The organism is Streptomyces sp. NPDC087270, from assembly GCF_044744625.1.
Classification (GTDB): Bacteria; Actinomycetota; Actinomycetes; order Streptomycetales; family Streptomycetaceae; genus Actinacidiphila.
The window spans coordinates 102,762-122,678 of sequence record NZ_JBIUYR010000020.1 but is presented as its reverse complement, the minus strand read 5'-3'; the positions used below and the strand labels follow the sequence as shown (position 1 = coordinate 122,678).

Annotated in this window: 18 protein-coding genes; 14 read left to right on the top strand and 4 right to left on the bottom strand. The window is 74.3% G+C overall.

The annotated features are described in order from the left end of the window. Window positions 1-147: 147 nt before the first annotated feature. The gene (locus ACIPAE_RS32370; protein ID WP_402450134.1) at window positions 148-951 is read right to left on the bottom strand and encodes an SDR family NAD(P)-dependent oxidoreductase; all 804 of its coding nucleotides are present in this window, start codon (window positions 949-951) and stop codon (window positions 148-150) included. A gap of 208 nt (window positions 952-1,159) precedes the next feature. After that, on the bottom strand, window positions 1,160-2,266 hold the full coding sequence (locus ACIPAE_RS32365) for an NAD(P)/FAD-dependent oxidoreductase (protein ID WP_402450132.1): 1,107 nt from the start codon (window positions 2,264-2,266) through the stop codon (window positions 1,160-1,162). Between the two features lie 370 nt (window positions 2,267-2,636). On the opposite strand from ACIPAE_RS32365, the gene ACIPAE_RS32360 reads away from it, so the two are divergent. Next, window positions 2,637-3,563 carry an NADP-dependent oxidoreductase gene (locus tag ACIPAE_RS32360; RefSeq protein WP_402450130.1) on the top strand — a complete coding sequence of 309 codons (927 nt, stop codon included), beginning with the start codon at window positions 2,637-2,639 and terminating at the stop codon, window positions 3,561-3,563. A gap of 288 nt (window positions 3,564-3,851) precedes the next feature. Here ACIPAE_RS32360 and ACIPAE_RS32355 read toward each other — a convergent pair whose 3' ends face one another. Then, window positions 3,852-4,157 carry a hypothetical protein gene (locus ACIPAE_RS32355; protein ID WP_402450128.1) on the bottom strand — a complete coding sequence of 102 codons (306 nt, stop codon included), beginning with the start codon at window positions 4,155-4,157 and terminating at the stop codon, window positions 3,852-3,854. After that, window positions 4,154-4,765 carry an OvmZ protein gene (locus ACIPAE_RS32350; RefSeq protein ID WP_402450126.1) on the bottom strand — a complete coding sequence of 204 codons (612 nt, stop codon included), beginning with the start codon at window positions 4,763-4,765 and terminating at the stop codon, window positions 4,154-4,156. Before ACIPAE_RS32350 ends, ACIPAE_RS32355 begins: the two co-directional genes overlap by 4 nt. Window positions 4,766-5,656: 891 nt before the next feature. Here ACIPAE_RS32350 and ACIPAE_RS32345 point away from each other — a divergent pair. From ACIPAE_RS32345 to ACIPAE_RS32285, 13 genes are all read left to right on the top strand, one after another. Then, window positions 5,657-7,147 (top strand): FAD-dependent monooxygenase, encoded by a 1,491-nt coding sequence (locus ACIPAE_RS32345; protein WP_329361995.1) that lies wholly within the window; start codon window positions 5,657-5,659, stop codon window positions 7,145-7,147. Between the two features lie 272 nt (window positions 7,148-7,419). Next, window positions 7,420-7,749: a TcmI family type II polyketide cyclase gene (locus ACIPAE_RS32340; RefSeq protein WP_366411703.1), complete on the top strand. Its 330-nt coding sequence runs from the start codon at window positions 7,420-7,422 to the stop codon at window positions 7,747-7,749. Continuing rightward, window positions 7,746-9,017 (top strand): beta-ketoacyl-[acyl-carrier-protein] synthase family protein, encoded by a 1,272-nt coding sequence (locus ACIPAE_RS32335; protein WP_366411704.1) that lies wholly within the window; start codon window positions 7,746-7,748, stop codon window positions 9,015-9,017. The genes ACIPAE_RS32340 and ACIPAE_RS32335 overlap by 4 nt, the downstream gene beginning before the upstream one ends. A 41-nt stretch (window positions 9,018-9,058) precedes the next feature. Next, a complete protein-coding gene (locus tag ACIPAE_RS32330) occupies window positions 9,059-10,276 on the top strand; it encodes a ketosynthase chain-length factor (RefSeq protein WP_402450214.1) in 1,218 nt (405 codons plus the stop codon). A gap of 187 nt (window positions 10,277-10,463) precedes the next feature. Continuing rightward, on the top strand, window positions 10,464-10,733 hold the full coding sequence (locus ACIPAE_RS32325) for an acyl carrier protein (protein ID WP_328472751.1): 270 nt from the start codon (window positions 10,464-10,466) through the stop codon (window positions 10,731-10,733). A gap of 83 nt (window positions 10,734-10,816) precedes the next feature. Further along, window positions 10,817-11,680 (top strand): 3-oxoacyl-ACP reductase FabG, encoded by an 864-nt coding sequence (gene fabG, locus ACIPAE_RS32320; protein WP_366411705.1) that lies wholly within the window; start codon window positions 10,817-10,819, stop codon window positions 11,678-11,680. A 55-nt stretch (window positions 11,681-11,735) separates the two neighbouring features. After that, window positions 11,736-12,677, top strand: a complete 942-nt coding sequence (locus tag ACIPAE_RS32315; protein ID WP_366411706.1) for an aromatase/cyclase — start codon at window positions 11,736-11,738, stop codon at window positions 12,675-12,677. Between the two features lie 3 nt (window positions 12,678-12,680). Continuing rightward, a complete protein-coding gene (locus tag ACIPAE_RS32310) occupies window positions 12,681-14,342 on the top strand; it encodes an FAD-dependent monooxygenase (protein ID WP_402450121.1) in 1,662 nt (553 codons plus the stop codon). A 66-nt stretch (window positions 14,343-14,408) separates the two neighbouring features. Then, complete coding sequence (locus ACIPAE_RS32305; protein ID WP_402450119.1) at window positions 14,409-14,936, top strand: nuclear transport factor 2 family protein; 528 nt, start codon at window positions 14,409-14,411, stop codon at window positions 14,934-14,936. A gap of 417 nt (window positions 14,937-15,353) precedes the next feature. Then, window positions 15,354-16,364, top strand: a complete 1,011-nt coding sequence (locus tag ACIPAE_RS32300) for a methyltransferase (RefSeq protein ID WP_329362009.1) — start codon at window positions 15,354-15,356, stop codon at window positions 16,362-16,364. A gap of 76 nt (window positions 16,365-16,440) precedes the next feature. Beyond that, complete coding sequence (locus ACIPAE_RS32295) at window positions 16,441-17,118, top strand: antibiotic biosynthesis monooxygenase family protein (RefSeq protein ID WP_402450117.1); 678 nt, start codon at window positions 16,441-16,443, stop codon at window positions 17,116-17,118. 55 nt (window positions 17,119-17,173) lie between these two features. Next, a complete protein-coding gene (locus tag ACIPAE_RS32290) occupies window positions 17,174-18,079 on the top strand; it encodes an LLM class flavin-dependent oxidoreductase (RefSeq protein WP_402450114.1) in 906 nt (301 codons plus the stop codon). Between the two features lie 182 nt (window positions 18,080-18,261). Next, a complete protein-coding gene (locus ACIPAE_RS32285; RefSeq protein WP_366411712.1) occupies window positions 18,262-19,917 on the top strand; it encodes an ABC transporter substrate-binding protein in 1,656 nt (551 codons plus the stop codon).

The following is a 19,917-nucleotide window of genomic DNA, read 5'->3' as shown; positions in this document are numbered from 1 at the left end:
CCGCCGCCCGGCCCGCCCGCCCCCCCGGTTGCGGCTCACGCCCGGGGGGTTCCGCCCCCCCCCCCCCCCCCCCGGGGGGGGGGGGCCCCGGGGGGGGGGGGGGGCCCGGCCCCCCCGGCCGGTCGGTGCCGGGCGCGGCGCCTCGCGTCAGCGCGGAGGCAGCGGCGACAGCGTGGGCAGGTGGGAGAGGAAGCCCCCGTCGACCGGCAGCACCTGACCGGTGATGAAGGACGCCGCCGGAGAGGCGAGGAACGCCACCAGCTGCGCGACGTCGTCCGGCGTGCCCAGGCGCGGGATCAGGTTCGCGCTCTGGAACATCTGCTGCACCGGCACCGGCATGTCCGCTTCCAGCGCCGGGGTGCGGACCAGCCCGGGCGCGACGGCGTTGCAGCGGATGCCGTCGGCACCGTAGGCGGCGGCGACGAAGCGGGTCAGCGAGACGAGCCCGCCCTTCGAGCTGCCGTACGCGACCATGACCCGGTCGCCGGACAGGCCCTGCCCGCTGGTGATGTTGATGATGGAGCCGCCGCCGCGCTCGATCATCACCGGCACGGTGTGCTTGCACAGCAGCATCGGGCCGCGCAGGTTCACCGCGAGCACCTGGTCCCACAGCTCCACCGACATCGACACCACGTCCCGGTCGGCCCGGATCGCCGATGTCAGGGCCGCGTTGTTGTCCAGCACGTCGATGCCGCCGAACGCGTCCACGGTGAAGTCCACCAGGGCCCGGACACTGTCCTCGGAGGCGACGTCGACCGTGCGGCCCACCACGGAGAGCCCCTTCGCGGCCAGCCGGCCGGCGATGTCCTGGACGGGGGCGTCCTCGACGTCGGCCAGCACGACGTCCGCACCCGCCGTCGCCAGCGCCTCCACGGTGGCGACACCGATGCCTCCCGCGCCGCCGGTGACCACGGCCACCTTGCCCGCAAGGGACTGCGTTCCGTTGCCCATCGATGGACCACCTCTCGTTCGAGCCCTCGTTCGAGCCGGGATGTGCTCCCGATCCTGGCGGACACGTGTGACGGCGGCGCTGCGGAGTTGTGTCGGGATCTCGGTCAACGCGGCGTCATGTGAAGGAATATGACGGGCCGTCACATAGGGTGAAGCGCAGACCCGAACTCGGACCTCGACCCCGACTTCCGGTCATCCGGTCATCCGGTCATCCGGCGACCGGCTCCCCGAGGCCGAACAGGTCCGCGTAGCGGCCCACCAGGAGGTCGCCGCCCTTGTAGCGCGCCGTGTCCTGCGCGCCCAGGACGACCGGTCCGTCCGGCCCCGGCACCTGCGACGCGCCCCCGGTGGAGCCCAACGGGACCAGGACGCCGTCCCCGCCCGGCTGGTAGACCCGCTGCGGGGAGCGCCCGGCGGCGAGCGCCGCGATGTTGTCGGCCACCACGGCGGCGTGCTCGGAGGCGGCCTTGGACCGCTTGGGCTCGGGCACCGCGGTGACGTCGCCGACGGCGAAGACGTTCGGCGCCCCGGGCACCCGCAGGTGCTCGTCCACCTCCACGAAACCGTCGGGCCGGCGCGCGGCGGCGAGGGCGCCCCGGAGCATGTCGCTCAGCGGCGAGACGCCGTAGCAGCGGAACCACAGGTCCGCCTCGATGCGGACGCCCGCGAGGGTGTGCACGGTGAACGGCGCGTGCTCGCCGGAGGGCACCGGCGGGGGCGAGGCCAGCGCGCTGCCCAGCACGAGTTCCACGCCCAGCGCGGTGAGTTGCTCGCGCAGCGCGTCGCGCAGCTGGGGCAGGTAGCGTCCGCCGAGCACGTCGTCGGCCGGGTCGACCAGGACGACCTGCCGACCGGGCCAGCGCTCGGTGATCTCGCCGGCCAGTTCCAGCCCGACCGGCCCCGCGCCGAGCAGCAGGACCCGCTCGGCGGCGGCCAGCGCGGTCCGCGTCGCGGCGTGCCGGGCGCGCGCGACCGCGGAGTCGTCGGTCTCCGGTTTCGCCGGATACGGGTAGGAGGAGCCGGTGGCGAGCACCACGTAGTCCGCGTCCAGCCGTACCCCGCCCGCGGTGGTCACCCCGCGCTCGTCGACCGCCACGGCCCGGTCGCGCAGATGGCGGCCCCGCCGCAACAGCCCGTCGAAGGGGAAGTAGATCCGCTGTGACCAGTCCTCGTCCACCAGCCCGCGCAGGGCGGCGACCGTGTGGACGAAGGCGTCCTTGGGGTCGACCAGCACCACATCGAAGTCCGCGTCGAGTTGACGGGCCAATGCCGCCCCGCCGTATCCGCCGCCGACGACCACGACCGTGCTTGCCATTCGCTGTGCTCCTTGTCCGTGTCGCCCGCCGCCGGGAATCGCGCCGGTACGGCCGAGGGGGCTCGCCGGGCGCGCGGCGCGGGCCGAATGCCGTGCCTTCGACGGAGAACTGAGGCTCCGTCGTACTTCGGTGGAGCCTAGCCAGCGCCTTAGGTAAAATGCAATCTGCATGGCATTTTCGCGGGAGTCGCGGACGAACGGAGTCTTCGTTGCCGGGAACCCGCACGGATCGGTGGTGGATCGGTCGTGGATCGGTCCTCGATCGGTCATCGTTCAGCCGCCGATCGGCAGAAGGAATCGCCGTGCAGGGGAAGTCGTCGGACCGGTTTCCGTATGGCGCGGAAACCGCTTGGGAAGACCGGGGAAACACATGCCGTTGGCCTATGTACACGCTCGCTTCGGGGGCCCGGAGGTCGAGCACTTCGCGGACCTGCCGCGCCCCGCGCCGGGGCCGGGGCAGTTGCTCGTCGCGGTCCGCGCGGCCGGCGTCAACCCGGTGGACTGGAAGCGCCGTTCGGGCCGCCGGGCGCGCGGGGCACCGGTCGTGCGCCTGCCGGCCGTGATGGGCGGCGAGGCGGCCGGTGAGGTCGTGGCGGTGGGGTCGGGGGTGGCCGGGTTCGCGGTCGGCGACGCGGTCCTCGGCGGTCCGCTGACCGGCGGGTACGCCCGGTTCACGCTGTTCGCCGCGGACGCGGTGGTACGCAAGCCCCCCGAGGTGGCCTGGACGGACGCGGCGGTGCTGCCGATAGCGGCGGCGACCGGGTACGGCGCGGTGCGCCAACTGGGGCTGCGGGCCGGGGCGACGCTGCTGGTGACCGGGGTCGGTGGCGGGGTGGGGGTGGCCGCCGCGCAGGTCGCCGCCCATCTCGGCCTGACGGTGGTGGGCTCCGCGTCCGCCGGCAAACGGGAGTTCGTCGAGTCGCTGGGCGTACGGCACGTCGCCTCCGGGCCGGGGCTCACCGCGAGGGTGCGGGCCGCCGCGCCCCAGGGCATCGACGGCGTGCTCGACCTGGTCGGTGGCGAGGTGCTGCGCGAGGCCGCGGCCCTGGTGGCGGACCCGGCGAAGGTGGTCAGCGGGGCGGACCGGGAGGCGGTCGGCGCGCTGGGCGGCGCGCCGGTGGGACCGGTTCGCGACCCCGCGCTGCTCGGCGCGGTGGTGGAACTGGTGCGCGCCGGCGCGCTGGACCCGAGGGTGACGCGGGTGGTGCCGTTCGCTCAGGCGCCGGAGGCGGTACGGGCGGTGGAGGGCGGTCACACCGTGGGGAAGGTGGTGCTGGAGATGCCTCCCGCACCGTGAGTCGCGCCGGGCCGCGGCGGGGCCGCGAGGGAACCACGGCGGGCGGCGGCGGCGCGACGTTGGGGCGGGGCTTGGGGCGGGGCTTGGGGCGACGGTTGAGGCGGCAGTTGAGGCGGCAGTTGGGGGCGGCGGTTGGGCGTCAGGAGCCGCCGCTCCGGGGGTCCGGCAACAGCGGAGACCGCACCTGTGAGGGCGTCTCGCCGTAAAGGGGAATCCGCGGGCACGGGCGTTCCGCGAAATACCGCTCAGAAACCCCTCGCACCCGGCGGCGCGACGCGCACTCACCTCTCACCGGCAGGCGCCGCAGTCGACTTCTCCACGGAGGCCGTCCTCGATATGCGCATCGGATGCTCCACCGATTTCATCTCCCTCGGATACGCGGTCTTCCGAGGGATTGTCGGCCGGAATTTCCCGATTGCCACCATCGGCCAGTTCGAAGAGTTCGTCGAGGTCGTATTCCGCGCGCTGCGGAGTTCCGTACCGGGTGATCTTCCCGCGGCTCGCCCATTTCCTTATGGTCGCCTCGGAAACGCCCATCGCGAGTGCGGCGAGTTCCGTGGGCACGGTGCGCGCGCGGCGCCGGCCGGCGCTCACCGCACGGCGCCTTCCCGGGCCGGGCGGCCGGGGCGGCCGGGCGTGGCGGGTCCCGGTCGCCGGTCGCCGGGCCCGCGGCGTATCCGCTCGGCCAGCAGGAACCACTGGCGCGGGGGGATGGCGTGGCCGTGCTCGCAGCGGACCTGATCGGCGGCGGGCAGCGCGTCGCCCGCGGCGGTGGCCGGTCCGCGCAGCGTGCCGCCGCAGCCGGGCTGCGAGCAGGGCCCCAGCGGCGCCGACGCCTGCGGCGCCGGGCCGGCGGGGACACCCGCGGACGCCAGCAGCTCGGCCACCTCGTCGGCGAGGTCCTGCGCCGCCGGGTGGCCGCAGAGCCAGTCCAGATGGCACACCAGGAACCGCAGCAGCCCTCTGACCTCGGTGTCACCGGCCCCCGGCACCCCCCGCTCGTCGGCGACCAGCCGCGCCCACGACTGGAGCACGGAGCGGATCGCCGAGCGCACCGCCACCGTCTCGTCGTCGAGCACGATCCCGACCGAGCGGCTGCCGCTGACCCGCTGCCGCAGTCCCACCGGGGAGCGCACCAGGGCGCGTTCGGACTCCTCGTAGAGGGTGAGCACCCGGCACAGGTCGGTCCGCAGCCGCTCCACGCACCGCCCGCACAGCCGTCGGCCCGAGGGGGAACCAGGTCTGCCCGGCCGGGCCTCGCCGCCGCAGCGCGCACACGCGGTGACGCGGTCGGCGGGCGTGGCGGGTGCATGCCGCGGTGCACGGGCCTGCGTCACGAGCGGGGGCGGGCACATGAGGACACCCTTTCTGGTCGGCCGGCCGGGTGGTCGAAATTCTCGTCCCGGCCGGAGGGGTGAATCGAAGGGCTGTTCGCAGCTGAGTCCGGCAGAACACTAGGCAGTCCTGCGGCGGGACGTCAAGGAAATAGGGGCGGGGCGGGCGGTGGCCGACCGGGGGAAATGTTTCGCCCAATGACATGCGGATGAAGGACGTGTGTGGAGACCCCGCCGGGCAGCGATCACCGGCGCGGCAACCGGCCGCCGACCGGCTTTGCACGGTCGCGCCAACCGGTCGCCGTCCAGCTTTGCGCCGGGCGTATGATCGCGATTCAGATCGGCTATTGACATTGCCGGAAGGGCACTGTCACACTTTTTCCGCGGCACACCTGTGCCCACATCGGGACGCCTTCCTGGCTCCCGCGGGAGACCCGGAGCGCTCTCCTCGCCCCGAGCGCGACGCCGCGCCCCGGGCGGTCCCCCGCCCCTTCCCTTCCCTTCCCTTCCCTTCCGGTCCGGCCCGGCGCCCTGTCCGCCCGGCACCCTTGCGCCCGGCGCCCTTTCCCTGCCGGCCCCGGTGCGCCCGGAACCTCCCGGCGGTCCGCGGCCCGGCTGCGGCTACGGCTACGGCTACGGCTGCGGCCCGGCTACGGCTGCGGCTGCGGCTGCGGCTGCGGCACGACCGTCGCCCCGATCCCTCCCCCGTCGCCCCTTCGCTTCCACCTGCCGTGGAACACACCGAGAGGAGGCACCACCATGGACGCTGCCGTCATCGTCGTCGGCGCGGGCCCCACAGGACTGATGACCGCCGGCGAACTGCGGCTGGCCGGCGTCGACGTCCTCGTGCTGGACCGGCTGCCCCGGCCCAGCGGCGAGTCGCGCGGGCTCGGCTTCACCCCGCGCACCATGGAGGTCTTCGACCAGCGCGGGCTGCTTCCGCGCTACGGACCGCTCGACACCAGCCCGCTCGGCCACTTCGGCGGCGTGCCGGTGGACTTCGGCGTGCTCGACGGCGCGCACTTCAGCGTGCGGGGCGTGCCCCAGCACCGCACCGAGGCGGTGCTCGGCGACTGGATCACCGAACTCGGCGCGCGTGTGCTGCGCGGCACCGCGGTGGTGGGGCTTCGCGCGGGCCCCGACGGCGTCAGCGTCGACGTGGACGGGCCGCGGGGCCGCCGCACCCTGCGGGCGGCCTGGCTGGTCGGGTGCGACGGCGGCCGTAGCACCGTACGCGGGCTCGCCGGATTCGCCTTCGACGGCACCGAGTCCACGATGGAGATGTTCCTCGCCGACATCGGCGACTGCGACATCGCGCCGCGCCCCATCGGCGAGTCGCTGCCGGGCGGCATGGCGATGTCGGTCCCGATCGGCGACGGCGTGCACCGGATCATCGCCTGCGAGCGCGGCGCCCGCCCCCGTGCCCGGCCGGAGGGACTGCGGTACGCCGAAGTGGCCGCCGCCTGGCAGCGGTTGACCGGCCAGGACATCGCCGGGGCCACGCCGCTGTGGATCAGCGCCTTCGGCGACGCCGCCCGGCAGGCGACCGAGTACCGCCGCGGCCGGGTGCTGCTGGCCGGCGACGCCGCCCACATCCACCTGCCCGCCGGCGGCCAGGGCATGAACACCGGCATCCAGGACGCCGTCAACCTCGGCTGGAAACTCGGCGCCGTCGTACGCGGCGACGCCCCCGAGACCCTGCTGGACACCTACCACGGCGAGCGCCACCCGGTCGGGCGCCGGCTGCTCACCAACACCCGCGCGCAGGGCCTGCTCTACCTCAGCGGCAGCGAGGTGCAGCCGCTGCGCGACGTGCTCACCGGCCTGGTGGTCCACGACGAGGTGGGCCGGCACCTGGCCGGGATGGTCAGCGGCCTCGACATCCGCTACGACGTCGGGCCCGGCACGCACCCGCTGCTGGGCCGCCGCCTGCCGCACCAGGAACTGGCCACCGCCGGCGGCACGGTGGGCACCACCGAACTGCTCCACCCGGCCCGCGGCGTGCTTCTCGACCTCGCCGACGACCCGGGGCTGCGCCGCCGCGCCGCCGCCTGGCGCGACCGGCTGACGATCGTCACCGGCACGCCCCGGCAGGGCGGTTCCGCGCCTCCGACCGGGACGAGGGCCGTCCTGGTCCGCCCGGACGGCCACGTGGCCTGGACCGCGCCGGGCACCGGCGTCCGGCTGGACGAGGCGCTGACCCGGTGGTTCGGCCCCGCCCACCGGCCCGTCCGCGCCGCCGCGGCCTGACCCGTACCCGAGGCCGCGGCCGCCGTATCCGAAGTCCGCCCCCGAGCACCCGTCGCAGCCTCCCCCCGGGCCGCCCCCGTCACCGAACCCGCCCGACCTGCCGACCCCCTCAACCCGCCGCTCCCGTAAGCGGCCCCGCCCCCGTCACCGCGCAACCCGTAAGCGACTCCGCCCGACCGACCGTCCCCGTAATCACCCCGCACCGCAGGGCCCGACGACGTGCCCCCCGCTCTCCTGTCACCCCGCCAACGGAACGACCGAGAGAAGGCCCCATGCACAGCACCCTGATCGTGGCCCGGATGGAACCCGGCCACGCCGCCGACGTCGGCGCGCTCTTCGCCGACTTCGACCGCACCGACGTGCCGCACCGGATGGGCACCCGGCGCCGCCAGCTGTTCTACTACCACGGCCTCTACTTCCACCTTCAGGACTTCGACGACAACGACGGCGGCACCCGGATCGAGGAGGCGAAGACCGACCCCCGCTTCGTGCGGATCAGCGCCGACCTCAAGCCGTTCATCGGCGCCTACGACCCGGCGACCTGGCGGTCCCCGTCCGACGCCATGGCCACCCGGTTCTACGACTGGGACGGTTCGGCATGAGCGGGCGGCGCGTCGTCATCACCGGTATCGGCGTCCTCGCCCCCGGCGGCGTGGGCGTCAAGAACTTCTGGAGCCTGCTCAGCGAGGGCCGCACCGCGACGCGGGGCATCACCTTCTTCGACCCCGCGCCCTTCCGTTCCCGCATCGCGGCCGAGATCGACTTCTGCCCCGAGGCGCACGGCCTCGGCCCGCAGGAGATCCGCCGGATGGACCGGGCGGCCCAACTGGCGGTGGCCGCCACCCGCGAGGCGCTCGACGACAGCGGCCTCGACATCGGTGCCCTGGACCCGCACCGGGTCGGCGTCACCGTCGGCAGCGCGGTCGGCGCGACCACCGGGCTCGACACGGAGTACCGCGTCGTCAGCGACGGCGGCCGGCTGGCCGAGGTCGACCACACCTACGCGGTGCGGCACCTGTACGACTACCTCGTCCCCAGCTCGTTCGCCGCCGAAGTGGCCTGGACCGCGGGCGCCGAGGGGCCCTCGGCCGTGGTCTCCACCGGTTGCACCTCCGGCATCGACTCGGTCGGCCACGCGGTCGAACTGATCCGGGAGGGCAGCGCCGACGTCATGGTGGCCGGCTCCTCCGACGCCCCCATCTCCCCCATCACGGTGGCCTGCTTCGACGCCATCAAGGCCACCACCCCCCGCAACGACGACCCCGCGCACGCCTCCCGCCCCTTCGACGGCACCCGCAACGGGTTCGTGCTCGGCGAGGGCGCGGCCTTCTTCGTCCTGGAGGAACTCGGCAGCGCCCGCAGGCGAGGCGCCCGGGTCTACGCCGAGATCGCCGGCTACGCCTCCCGCTGCAACGCCTTCCACATGACCGGACTGCGGCCGGACGGCGCGGAGATGGCCGAGGCGATCCGGGTCGCCCTGGACGAGGCCCGGCTCGACCCCTCCGCCGTGGACTACGTCAACGCCCACGGTTCGGGGACCAAGCAGAACGACCGGCACGAGACGGCCGCGTTCAAGCGCAGCCTCGGCGAGCATGCCCGCCGGGTCCCGGTCAGCTCGATCAAGTCGATGGTGGGCCACTCGCTGGGCGCCATCGGCTCCATCGAGATCGCCGCGTCGGCGCTCGCGATACGGCACGACGTGGTGCCGCCCACCGCGAACCTGCACACCCCCGACCCCGAGTGCGACCTCGACTACGTCCCGCTCACCGCGCGCGAGCACCGCACCGACACCGTGCTCACCGTCGGCAGCGGCTTCGGCGGCTTCCAGAGCGCCATGGTGCTCGCCGAGCCCGACCGGAGCGCGGCGTGACCGGGGCAGCGGCGACCGGGGCCGTGGCGACCCGGGCGCCGGTGACCGGGGCGGTGGTCACCGGTCTCGGCATCGTGTCGCCCACCGGCCTCGGCACGCGCGAGTACTGGTCCGCGGCCGTCGAAGGGCGCAGCGCCATCCGGGCGATCACCCGCTTCGACGCGGACCGTTATCCCGCCCGGCTGGCCGGGGAGATCACCGGCTTCGTCGCCGAGGACCACCTGCCGGGCCGGCTGATCCCGCAGACCGACCGTATGACGCGGCTGGCCCTGGTCGCCGCCGACTGGGCGCTGGACGACGCGGGGATCGACCCGTCGCAGCACGCCGCGTTCGACATGGGTGTGGTCACGGCCAGCACCTCCGGCGGCTTCGAGTTCGGGCAGAACGAGCTGCGGAAGCTGTGGAGCCAGGGCGGGCAGTACGTGAGCGCGTACCAGTCCTTCGCCTGGTTCTACGCCGTCAACAGCGGCCAGATCTCCATCCGCCACGGCATGAAGGGGCCCTCCGGCGTGGTCGTCAGCGATCACGCCGGCGGCCTGGACGCGCTCGCGCACACCCGGCGGCTCATCCGCAAGGGCACCCCGGTGATCGTCTCCGGCGGTGTGGACGCGGCGCTGTGCCCCTGGGGCTGGGTGGCCCAACTCGCCAGCGAGCGGCTCAGTACGAGCGACGACCCGGCCGGCGCCTACCTGCCCTTCGACGCCTCCGCCGCCGGCCACGTCCCCGGCGAGGGCGGGGCCATCCTCCTGGTGGAGGACGCCGCCTCGGCGCGCCGCCGCGGGGTGCCCGGCTACGGCGTCATCGCGGGCTACGGCGCCTCCTTCGACCCGCGGCCGGAGACCGGCCGGGAGCCGGGGCTGCGGCACGCCATCGACACCGCCCTCCGCGACGCGCGGGTGACGGCCGAGCAGATCGACGTGGTCTTCGCCGACGCCGCGGGCCTGCCCGCGCTGGACCGGGTCGAAGCGGACGCCCTCGCGGCGGTGTTCGGCCCCGGCGGCGTCCCGGTCACCGCCCCCAAGACCGCCACCGGCCGGCTCGGCTCCGGCGCGGCCCCGCTGGACCTGGCCGGTGCGCTGCTGGCCCTGCGGCACGGCGTGATCCCGCCGACCGTCCACGTCCGGCCCGACCCCGCGTACCGCATCGACCTGGTCACCGGCGCGGCCCGCGAGGTCCCGCTGCGCACGGCCCTGGTCCTGGCGCGCGGCTACGGCGGCTTCAACTCGGCCGTGGTGGTCCGCGCGGCGGAGCCGATCTGAGCCGATCCGAGCCGATCCGAGCCGCTCGGATCTGAACTCGTCCGAGCCGTCCCGAGCCGTCCCGAGCCGGTCCCGGCGGCGCCCGGCGCGCGGCCGTCCCGCCGCGGTCCGGGCGCCCCGGGGCCCTCAGCCCCGGCCGGCACCGTGCCCCCGCACCCCCACTCCCCCGCACCGATGAGAGGACATCATGCCCCAACTGCCCTTCCACCTCGATGACCTGCGCCGAATCCTGCGGGAGGGGGCCGGCGCCGACGAGACCGTCGACCTCGACGGCGAGATCCTCGACACCGACTTCGACGCACTCGGCTACGAGTCGCTCGCCCTGCTGGAGACCGGCAGCCGGATCGAGCGCGAGTACGGCATCGCGCTCGCCGACGACGCGCTCGCGCCGGACACCACCCCCCGGGCGCTGATCGCCGCCGTGAACGGCGAACTGGCCGCGGCCCCGCCCGCGTGACCCGCATCCCCCGCGTACCCGGGCCCGGGTACGCCTCGACACCCGTCGCCCGCGAGGGCGCCGCCAGGACCAAGGAGCAGGACGTGGCACCAAGCGAACAGCCGGACCGGCAGGGCCGGTCCCAACAGGCCGAACGCAGCGAACGCACCGAAGGACCCGAAGGACCCGACCGTGACGAACGCGTCGCCGTCGTCACCGGCGGAACCAGCGGCATCGGCCTGGCCGTCGCCCGCCAACTCGCGGAGCAGGGGCACCGGGTCTTCCTCGGCGCACGCACCGGCGAAGCGGTCACCACCACCGTCAAGGAACTGCGCGCCGCCGGGCTCACCGTGGCCGGTGCCGAGGTCGACGTGCGCGCCCCCGGCTCGGTGCGGCTCTTCGTCGAGGCCGCCGTCGCCGCGTTCGGAAACGTCGACATCCTGGTCAACAACGCCGGGCGCTCCGGCGGCGGCGTCACCGCCGACATCGCCGACGAGCTGTGGTACGACGTGATCGACACCAACCTCAACAGCGTCTTCCTGGTCACCCGGGAGGTGCTGACCACCGGCGGCCTGCGGGACCGGCCGTGGGGCCGGATCGTCAACATCGCGTCCACCGCCGGCAAGCAGGGCGTCGTCCTCGGGGCTCCCTACTCCGCGTCCAAGCACGGCGTGGTCGGCTTCACCAAGGCACTCGGCAACGAGCTGGCCCCCACCGGCATCACCGTCAACGCCGTCTGCCCCGGCTACGTGGAGACGCCCATGGCCCAGCGGGTGCGGGCCGGTTACGCCCAGGCGTGGGACGTCAGCGAGGGCGACGTCCTCACCCGCTTCCAGGCGAAGATCCCGCTCGGCCGCTACTCCACCCCGCAGGAGGTGGCCGGCCTCGTCGGCTACCTGGTCTCCGACGCGGCCGCGTCGGTCACCTCGCAGGCCCTCAACGTCTGCGGCGGCCTGGGCAACTTCTGACCCGGCCCCGTACCCGCCCCGTACCCGGGCCACCCGACCCCTCACGGAGGTTCCCATGCCGCCGAGCGGCACACACGAGACCGAGCACACCGTCACCGTCGCGGCCCCGGCGGCCGCCGTCTACCAGTTGCTCGCCGATGTCGAGAACTGGCCGCTGATCTTCCCGCCCACCATCTACGTCGACCACCTGGAGCGCTCCGGAGACCAGGAGCGCATCCGTATCTGGGCCACCGCCAACGGCGAGGCGAAGAGCTGGACGTCGCACCGCTCGCTGGACCCGGACGCCCGCCGGATCGACTTCCGCCAGGAGGTCTCCGCCCCGCCGGTCGCGCGCATGAGCGGCACGTGGATCGTCGAGGAGGCGGGCGAGGGCTCCCGGGTCCGGCTGCTGCACGACTACCGCGCCGTGGACGACAGCCCGCAGGGGCTGGAGTGGATCGACCGCGCGGTGGACCGCAACTCCCGCACCGAGCTGGCCGCGCTGCGCGAGAACGTCGAACGCGCCCACGGCGCCGCGGAGTTGACGTTCACCTTCGAGGACGTGGTGCAGATCGACGGCTCGGTGAAGGACGTCTACGACTTCGTCAACGAGGCCGACCAGTGGGAGCACCGGCTGCCGCACGTCGCCCGGGTCCGGCTCACCGAGCACACCCCCGGCCTCCAGACGCTGGAGATGGACACCCGCGCGAAGGACGGCAGCACCCACACCACCGCGTCCCACCGGGTCTGCCTGCCCCCGCACCGGATCGCCTACAAGCAGGTCACGCTGCCGGCGCTGCTGTCGCTCCACACCGGCCTGTGGACGTTCACGGACACCGGCCGCCGGGTCACGGCGGCGTCGCGGCACACGGTCGTCCTGGACCCCGGGGCGATCCGCGGCGTCCTGGGTCCCGAGGCCGACGTGGCGTCGGCCCGCGAGTACGTCCGCGGGGCGCTGAGCGCCAACAGCCTGGCGACGCTCGGCCTCGGCCGGGACTACGCGGAAAGCAGGCGCTGAACGATGACCACCGTGAACGGCACCTCCTCCCCGAAGCGCACCCCCGCGACCGGCACCGCCACGAACGACACCCCCGCGAACGATGCCCCCGCGAACGGTGCCCCCGGCCTCGACGCCGACGTCGTCGTCATCGGCGCCGGCCCCGTCGGGCTGCTGCTCGCCGACGAACTGCGGCTGGGCGGCGCCGACGTGCTCGTACTGGAGCGGCTGGCGGAACCCACCACCGAGTCCCGCGCCTCCACCCTGCACGCGCGGACCATGGAACTCCTCGACAGCCGGGACCTGCTGACCCGGTTCGGCGTCCTCCCCCAGGACCCGCGCGGCCACTTCGGCGGCATCCCGCTGGACCTCACCGTGCCGGGCCCCTACCCCGGCCAGTGGAAGGCGCCGCAGACCGTGACCGAGAAACTGCTGGCTTCCCTGGCCGCGGACCTGGGCGTGCGGGTGCTGCGCGGCCACGACGTGCACGCCGTCGAACCCGGCGCCGACCACGTCGCGTTGCTCGCCCGGACCCCGGACGGCACCGACACGCGGATACGGGCCCGCTACGCCGTCGCCTGCGACGGGCAGGACAGCGCGCTGCGCGGCCTGCTCGGGGCGGACTTCCCCGGCCGGCCCGCCGAACGCGAACTGCTGCGGGCCGACGTCGCCGGCCTCGACATCCCCGACCGCCGCTTCGAACGGCTGGATCGCGGACTGGCCATCGCCGCCCGGCGCGGCGACGGGGTCACGCGGGTGATGGTCCACGAGTTCGGCACACAGCCCTCCCCCGGCCGCGCCACGGACTTCGCGACCGTCGCCGACGTCTGGAAGCGGGTCACCGGGGAGGAGATCGGCCACGGCACCCCGCTGTGGTCCGGGTCCTTCGACGACTCCGTCCGCCAGCTCACCCGCTACCGGCACGGACGCGTGCTGTTCGCCGGCGACGCCGCCCACCGGCAGCTCCCGGTCGGCGGGCAGGCACTCAACCTCGGCCTCCAGGACGCCTTCAACCTCGGCTGGAAACTCGCGTCGGCCGTCCGGGCCGAGGCCGCCGGGCCGGGCACGTTCGCCGACACGCTCCTGAACACCTACCACGCCGAGCGGCACCCGGCCGGGCAGCAGGTGCTCACCTCGATCACCGCGCAGGCGCTGCTGCTGCTCGGCGGCCCCGAAGTGGGCCCGGTGCGGGCGGTGTTCGAGGAGCTGATCGCCCTCGCCCCGGCCCGCCGGCACCTCGCGGGCGCGGTCAGCGGCCTCGACACGCGCTACGACCTGGGCGGTGGCCACCGGCTGACCGGCGCGCTGCTGCCGCACGTCCCCCTGCACACGTCCGAGCGCGCGGGCGAGGATACGGGCACGGGCGGCGGCGCGGCCCCGTCGCGAACGGTCACCCACAGCGCCGCGCTCCTGCGCGACGGGCGCGGCCTGCTGCTGGACCTCACCGGCGACGACGCGCACGGGGAGCGGCTGGCCCGCGCCGTCGCGCCCTGGCTCCCGCGGGTGCGGCACGTCCGCGCGCGGACGTCGGGGCCCGGGGCGGTCCGGCTGGACGACGTCGGAGCCGTGCTGGTCCGCCCGGACGGCCACGTGGCCTGGGCGACCGGCCCCGACGCCACGCCGGCCCGGGCGCTGGCCGGCGCGCGGAGAGCCCTGCGCCGCTGGTTCGGCCCGCCGACCCGTTGAACCCCCGGCCCGCCGACCCGCCGACCCGCCGGCCCGCCGACCCGCTACCGAAGAGGCGGTACCGCCATGACCCGTCCCCTCCGCGCCACCACCCGCGCCGCCGCCCCCGGCACGCCCGGCACGCCCTCGCACGAGGACGCCGCCGGCCTCGCGGACCTGCTCGACCGCGCCGAGATCGGCGGTCTCCTCGACCGCTACCTGCTGGACTTCGACAGCCGCCCGGACCCGCCGCGCGACGACTCCTTCTACCGCTCGCTGTTCACCGAGGACCTGGACCTGCGGTTCCCCGTGGGCGGTCACCGCGGGCTGGCCGGCCTGGCGCAGTTCCAGCACGCCGCCAAGCGGAACTGGGCGCGCACCCACCACGCCAGCACCAACCACGTGGTGGAACTCCTCGGCGACAGGGCCGAGGTGTCCGCCAAGCTCCTGGTGACCCATGTGCACCCGCCGCTGTCGGGCCGGGCCGACCTGCGGACCGGCAGCCGGATCGAGGCGGAGGCGGTCCGCACCGCGGACGGCTGGCGGTTGCGCGCCTTGGCGATCCACCTGGTGTGGAGCCGCGGCGACCTGCCGTCGGGCGCGGGCCGGCGGTGAGCGCCGCCTCCGCCGCGGCGGTCGCACGGGGCCCTCCCGCCTCCGGCGTCACCTCGCTCCCACGCGCTGCCGGGCCTCGCCGGACCGCTCCATGTCGCCTGTCGACGGCGCGTGTTGACGCTCTGCTTCGGCATGTGTCACGCTTTCCAGGCGGCTTCGCCCTGCCCGGAAAACGACGGTTCGTCGACGACCTGCCGAGCAGCGCCTCTCGGAATCTCGGAATCTCCCACTCCGCACCTTGCCGCAGTCCACCCCGCCCGGTGCCCCCGCGTCTCCTCGTCGTGCGCTCTCGCGCGAACGCCGCAGGCGCGGACGGTTCCGGACGCGGTGCGCCGCCATCCGCCCCGCGCGCCGACAGCGCGCCGGTGGGGCGGTGCGCCGGTGGACCGGCAACCCCATCTTGGAGGCAGCTTCGCCATGTCCGCTCCGCTTCCACCCCCCGTCCGGATACTCCAACTGGCGACCGCCGGCTGGATGTCCCAGGTCGTCAGCGCCGCCGCCGAGCTCGGAGTCGCCGACGCGCTGGCCGCCGGCCCCCGTACCGTCGAGCAGATCGCCGTGGACATCGACGCCCACGCCCCCACGCTCTACCGGCTGCTGCGCGCCTGCGCCGACATCGAGCTGTTCGAGGAGCGACCGGACCGGGTCTTCGCGCTCACCGACCTCGGCGACGCGCTGCGCAGCGACTCACCGGTCTCCCTGCGCGACTTCGCCATCTGGACCGGCCTGCCCGCCGAGCGCCACACCTGGACCCAACTGGCCCGCAGCGTCCGCACCGGCGCACCCGCCTTCGAGGGCGTGCACGGCGTGCCGGTGTGGGACCACATCCGTGAACACCCCGACGTGCTGGGCGTGTTCGACCGGGCCATGACGCAGACGTCCCGGCAGATCATCGGATCGATCGTCGCGGCCTACGACTTCGGCGGGCTGCGCACCCTTGTCGACGTCGGCGGCGGGCGCGGCGCCCTGCTGTCGGCGATCCTGGCGGCCAACCCCGACCTGCGCGGGGTGCTGTACGACCAGCCGGAGGTCGTCGCCGAGTCCGGGCCGGTGCTGAAGGAGGCCGGTGTCACCGAGCGCAGCACGACCGAAGGCGGCGACTTCTTCGACTCCGTGCCCGCCGGCGGCGACGCCTACCTGCTCTCCAACATCATCCACGACTGGGACGACGAGCCGTCGGTCCGCATCCTGTCGCACGTGCGCGCGGTGCTGCCCGCGCACGGACGGGTGCTGCTGGTCGAGGCGGTGCTGCCGACCGACCGTCCGGCGCTGAACGTGAAGCTGATGGACCTGGACATGCTCGTGCTGTGCGGCGGACGCCAGCGCACCGAGGCGGAGTTCGCCGCCCTGCTGGCCCGCGCCGGACTGCGGCTGACCCGGGTCGTCCCCGGCGGCCACTGCAGCGTGGTCGAGGCCGTTCCCGCCTGACCGCGGCCCCGGCCCGACCCGCCCGCCCCCGAGCACGTCCCCGCGCCCGACCGCGCCCCGACCCCACGGAGACACCATGCCTTTGCTCTCGCCCGACGACGGCTATCTGACCGTGTTCAACCTCTTCCGCACCGAGACCGAGCAGGGCCAGGACCGGCTGCTCGACGCGATGCGGGACATCATCGACCACGCCGACTACCCCGGGTGGATCTCCTCGACCCTCCACGCCGGCCGGGACGAGCGCGGCACCGCCAACGTCATCCAGTGGCGCAGCCTCGAAGACCTCCAGGCCCGCTACGCCGGCGAGGGGTTCAAGCACCACACCGTGCCGCTCTTCAACGAACTCGCCACCTCCATCCGCCTGTTGCAGACCGAGGTGGTCGCCTCGCTGCTGCACCCGGACCTGGAGCAGGTGGAGTTCTCCACCCGCCGCGACGACTACACGGTGATCATCGTCTTCGACGTCGACCCGCAGAACCAGAAGGACCTGGTCGACACCCTCGCCCAGCCGGAGGAGTGGGTCCGCACCCGGCCCGGGCACCGCTCCCACACCATCCTGCGCGGCCTCGACGGCACCACCGTCGTCAACTACGCCCAGTGGGAGAGCAAGGAGGCGTACGACGCCTTCCACCGGCTGCCGGAGGAGGACCGCCCGGTCAGCGTCCGGCAGGGCCGGGAGCACGCCCGCTCGCTGATCACCGCACGCGACGCCAACACGTACACCGTCGTGCACGACCGGTCGGCGGCCGGCTGACCCGGGCGCCACCGCAGCACCGCACCACCCGTCCACGAACGAGGAGAACGCACCGATGCCGCAGCACACCACGTTGTTCGGATTCGCCCCAGGGACCGAGACCGCCCGGGCGGCCGAGATCGTCCGGCTCGGCGTGCAGGCCGACCGGGCCGGCCTCGACCTGTTCTCCACCTCGGACCATCCGTACTACGGGCACCGGCTGGACGCGTACTCCACGCTGGGCTTCGTCCTCGGTGCCACCTCGGGCATCGCCGGGCTGGCGAACGTGACCAACCTGCCCAGCCGGCCCGCGCCGGTGCTCGCCCGCGCGCTCACCTCCCTGTCGGCCCTGTCCGGCGGCCGGATCGTGCTCGGGATCGGCGCCGGCGGGCTGTGGGACGACATCGAGCGGTTCGGCCGGCCCCGGCTCGGCCCCGGCCAGGCGGTGCGCGCGCTGGAGGAGGCGATCACGCTGGTGCGCGCCCTGTCCGGCGGGGGCGAACCGGTCACCTTCCTCGGCGAGTTCAACGAGGTGCGCGGGATCGATCCGGCCGACGTGCCGGCGCCGCTGATCTGGACCGGCTCGCTCGGCGAGCGGTCGCTCGACGTGACCGGCCGGCTCGCCGACGGCTGGATACCCGGCCACGCCTCGGACTGGGTGAGCGAGCGGTACCGCGCCTCCCGGCCGCTGGTCGACCGGGCCGCCGAGCAGGCCGGTCGCGATCCGTCCGCCGTCGCCACCGTCTTCAACCTGCCGGGGCAGATCACCGAGGCGCCCCTGGCCCGGACCCGCGACGACAGCGGCCGCTGGGTCGGCGGCTCGGTGCGGCAGTGGACGGACGAACTCACCGGCGCCGTCCTGGAACACGGCGCCGCCGGCTTCATCCTCTTCCCCACCGGCGACGCCCCCCTCGACACCGCCCTCGGGCGGTGGGCCGAGGAGGTCGTGCCGGCCGTCCGCGAGAACGTCGCCAAGGGCTGACCGCCGCGACGCCCGCACCACCCCGCCACCCGCCGCCGTACGGCATCCACCCGTGCGACCGGCACGACCCGCAACGGACCGCACCACCGCACCACCGCACCACCGACACACCCTGACGGCCGGGCCGCGCCACGCGGTCCGGCCGCCGCCATGCCACCACCAGGTACCTCCGGGAGACCCGCATGTCCCGCCTCAGCCGCAGACCCGTCCCGCTCGCCGTCGCCACCGCCGCCGTACTCCTCGCCGCGGCCTGCGGCTCCGGTTCGGGGTCGGGCGGCAGCACCTCCTCCGCCGGCAAACCCGTCTCCGGCGGTTCCCTCACCTACGCGGTGGACACCGAACCGGTCTCCTGGGACATCGACGTCAGCCAGCAGGACATCACCGGCTCCATCCAGCGCAACGTCTTCGACTCCCTCGTCTACCAGGACGACAAGGGGCAGTTCCACGCCTGGCTCGCCTCGTCCTGGACGGTCGCCAAGGACCTGCGCACCTACACCTTCCACCTGCGCAAGGACGTCACCTTCACCGACGGCACCCCGTTCAACGCCCAGGCGGTCAAGGCCAACTTCGACCGGATCGTGGACCCGGCGACCAAGTCGCAGTACGCCGCCGGGCTGCTCGGCCCCTACACCGGGACGAAGGTCGTCGACCCCTACACCGTCCAGATCACCTTCTCCAAGGCGTTCGCCCCCTTCCTGCAAGCGGCCAGCACCCCCTACCTCGGCTTCTACTCGCCGGCCGCGATCGCCAAGTACGGCTCCAAGCTCGGCGCCGGCGGCCCCGCCGACGTGGGCACCGGCCCGTTCGTGTTCTCCTCCTACACCAAGGGCCAGAGCGCCGTGCTGACCCGGAACCCCAAGTACCGGTGGGCGCCGTCCACCGACGCCCACCAGGGCCCCGCCTACCTCGACAAGCTCACCTACCGCTTCCTCAGCCAGGACTCGGTCCGGGTCGGAGCGCTGCGCAGCGGACAGGTCCAGGTCGCCAAGTCCATCCCGCCGACCGACGTCAAGACCCTCACCCCCGGCGCCGGCCTCACCGTGATCTCCAAGCAGGCGCCCGGCGGCGTGTACAACCTGGTCCTCAACGCCTCCCGCGGACCCTTCACCGACCAGCGCGTCCGCCAGGCGGTGCAGCGCGGCATCAACGTCGACGCCGACGTCAAGAGCGTGTACTTCGGCGCCTACCAGCGCGCCTGGAGCCCGCTGTCCCCGGCGACCATCGGCTACGACTCCTCGCTGACCGGCACCTGGCCGTACGACCCGACGCTGGCGGCGAAGCTGCTGGACCAGGCCGGCTGGACCACGCGGGACTCCGCGGGCTACCGCACCAAGAACGGCAAGCGGCTGTCCCTGGTCTGGCCGCTGATGCCGCAGAACCTCGTCAGCCAGCAGCACGACATCCTCGGCCAGGCCGTGCAGGCCGACCTGAAGAAGCTCGGCATCCAGGTGGAGCGGCCCCGGCAGGACGTCGGCACCTTCGTCAAGCAGCTCTTCGGCGGCAAGGACGACATCTCCGACTACAGCTGGTCCCGGGCCGACCCGGACGTGCTGCGGCTGTACTTCAACAGCGCCGAGACCCCCGCGAAGGGCGGCGCCAACGGCACCTTCATCAAGGACGCCGACCTCGACAAGTGGACCGAGCAGGGCCAGACCACCCTCGACCCGGCCGGCCGGGCCAGGTACTACACCCAGGTCCAGAAGCGCGCCGTCGACCTCTCCCTGGTGGTGCCGATGTACGTCGTCTCCTCGGTGTACGGCGCCTCCAGCCACGTGCACGGCATCGCCGCCGACGCCAACACCTGGCTGGAGTTCCACGACGCCTGGCTCGGGAAGTGA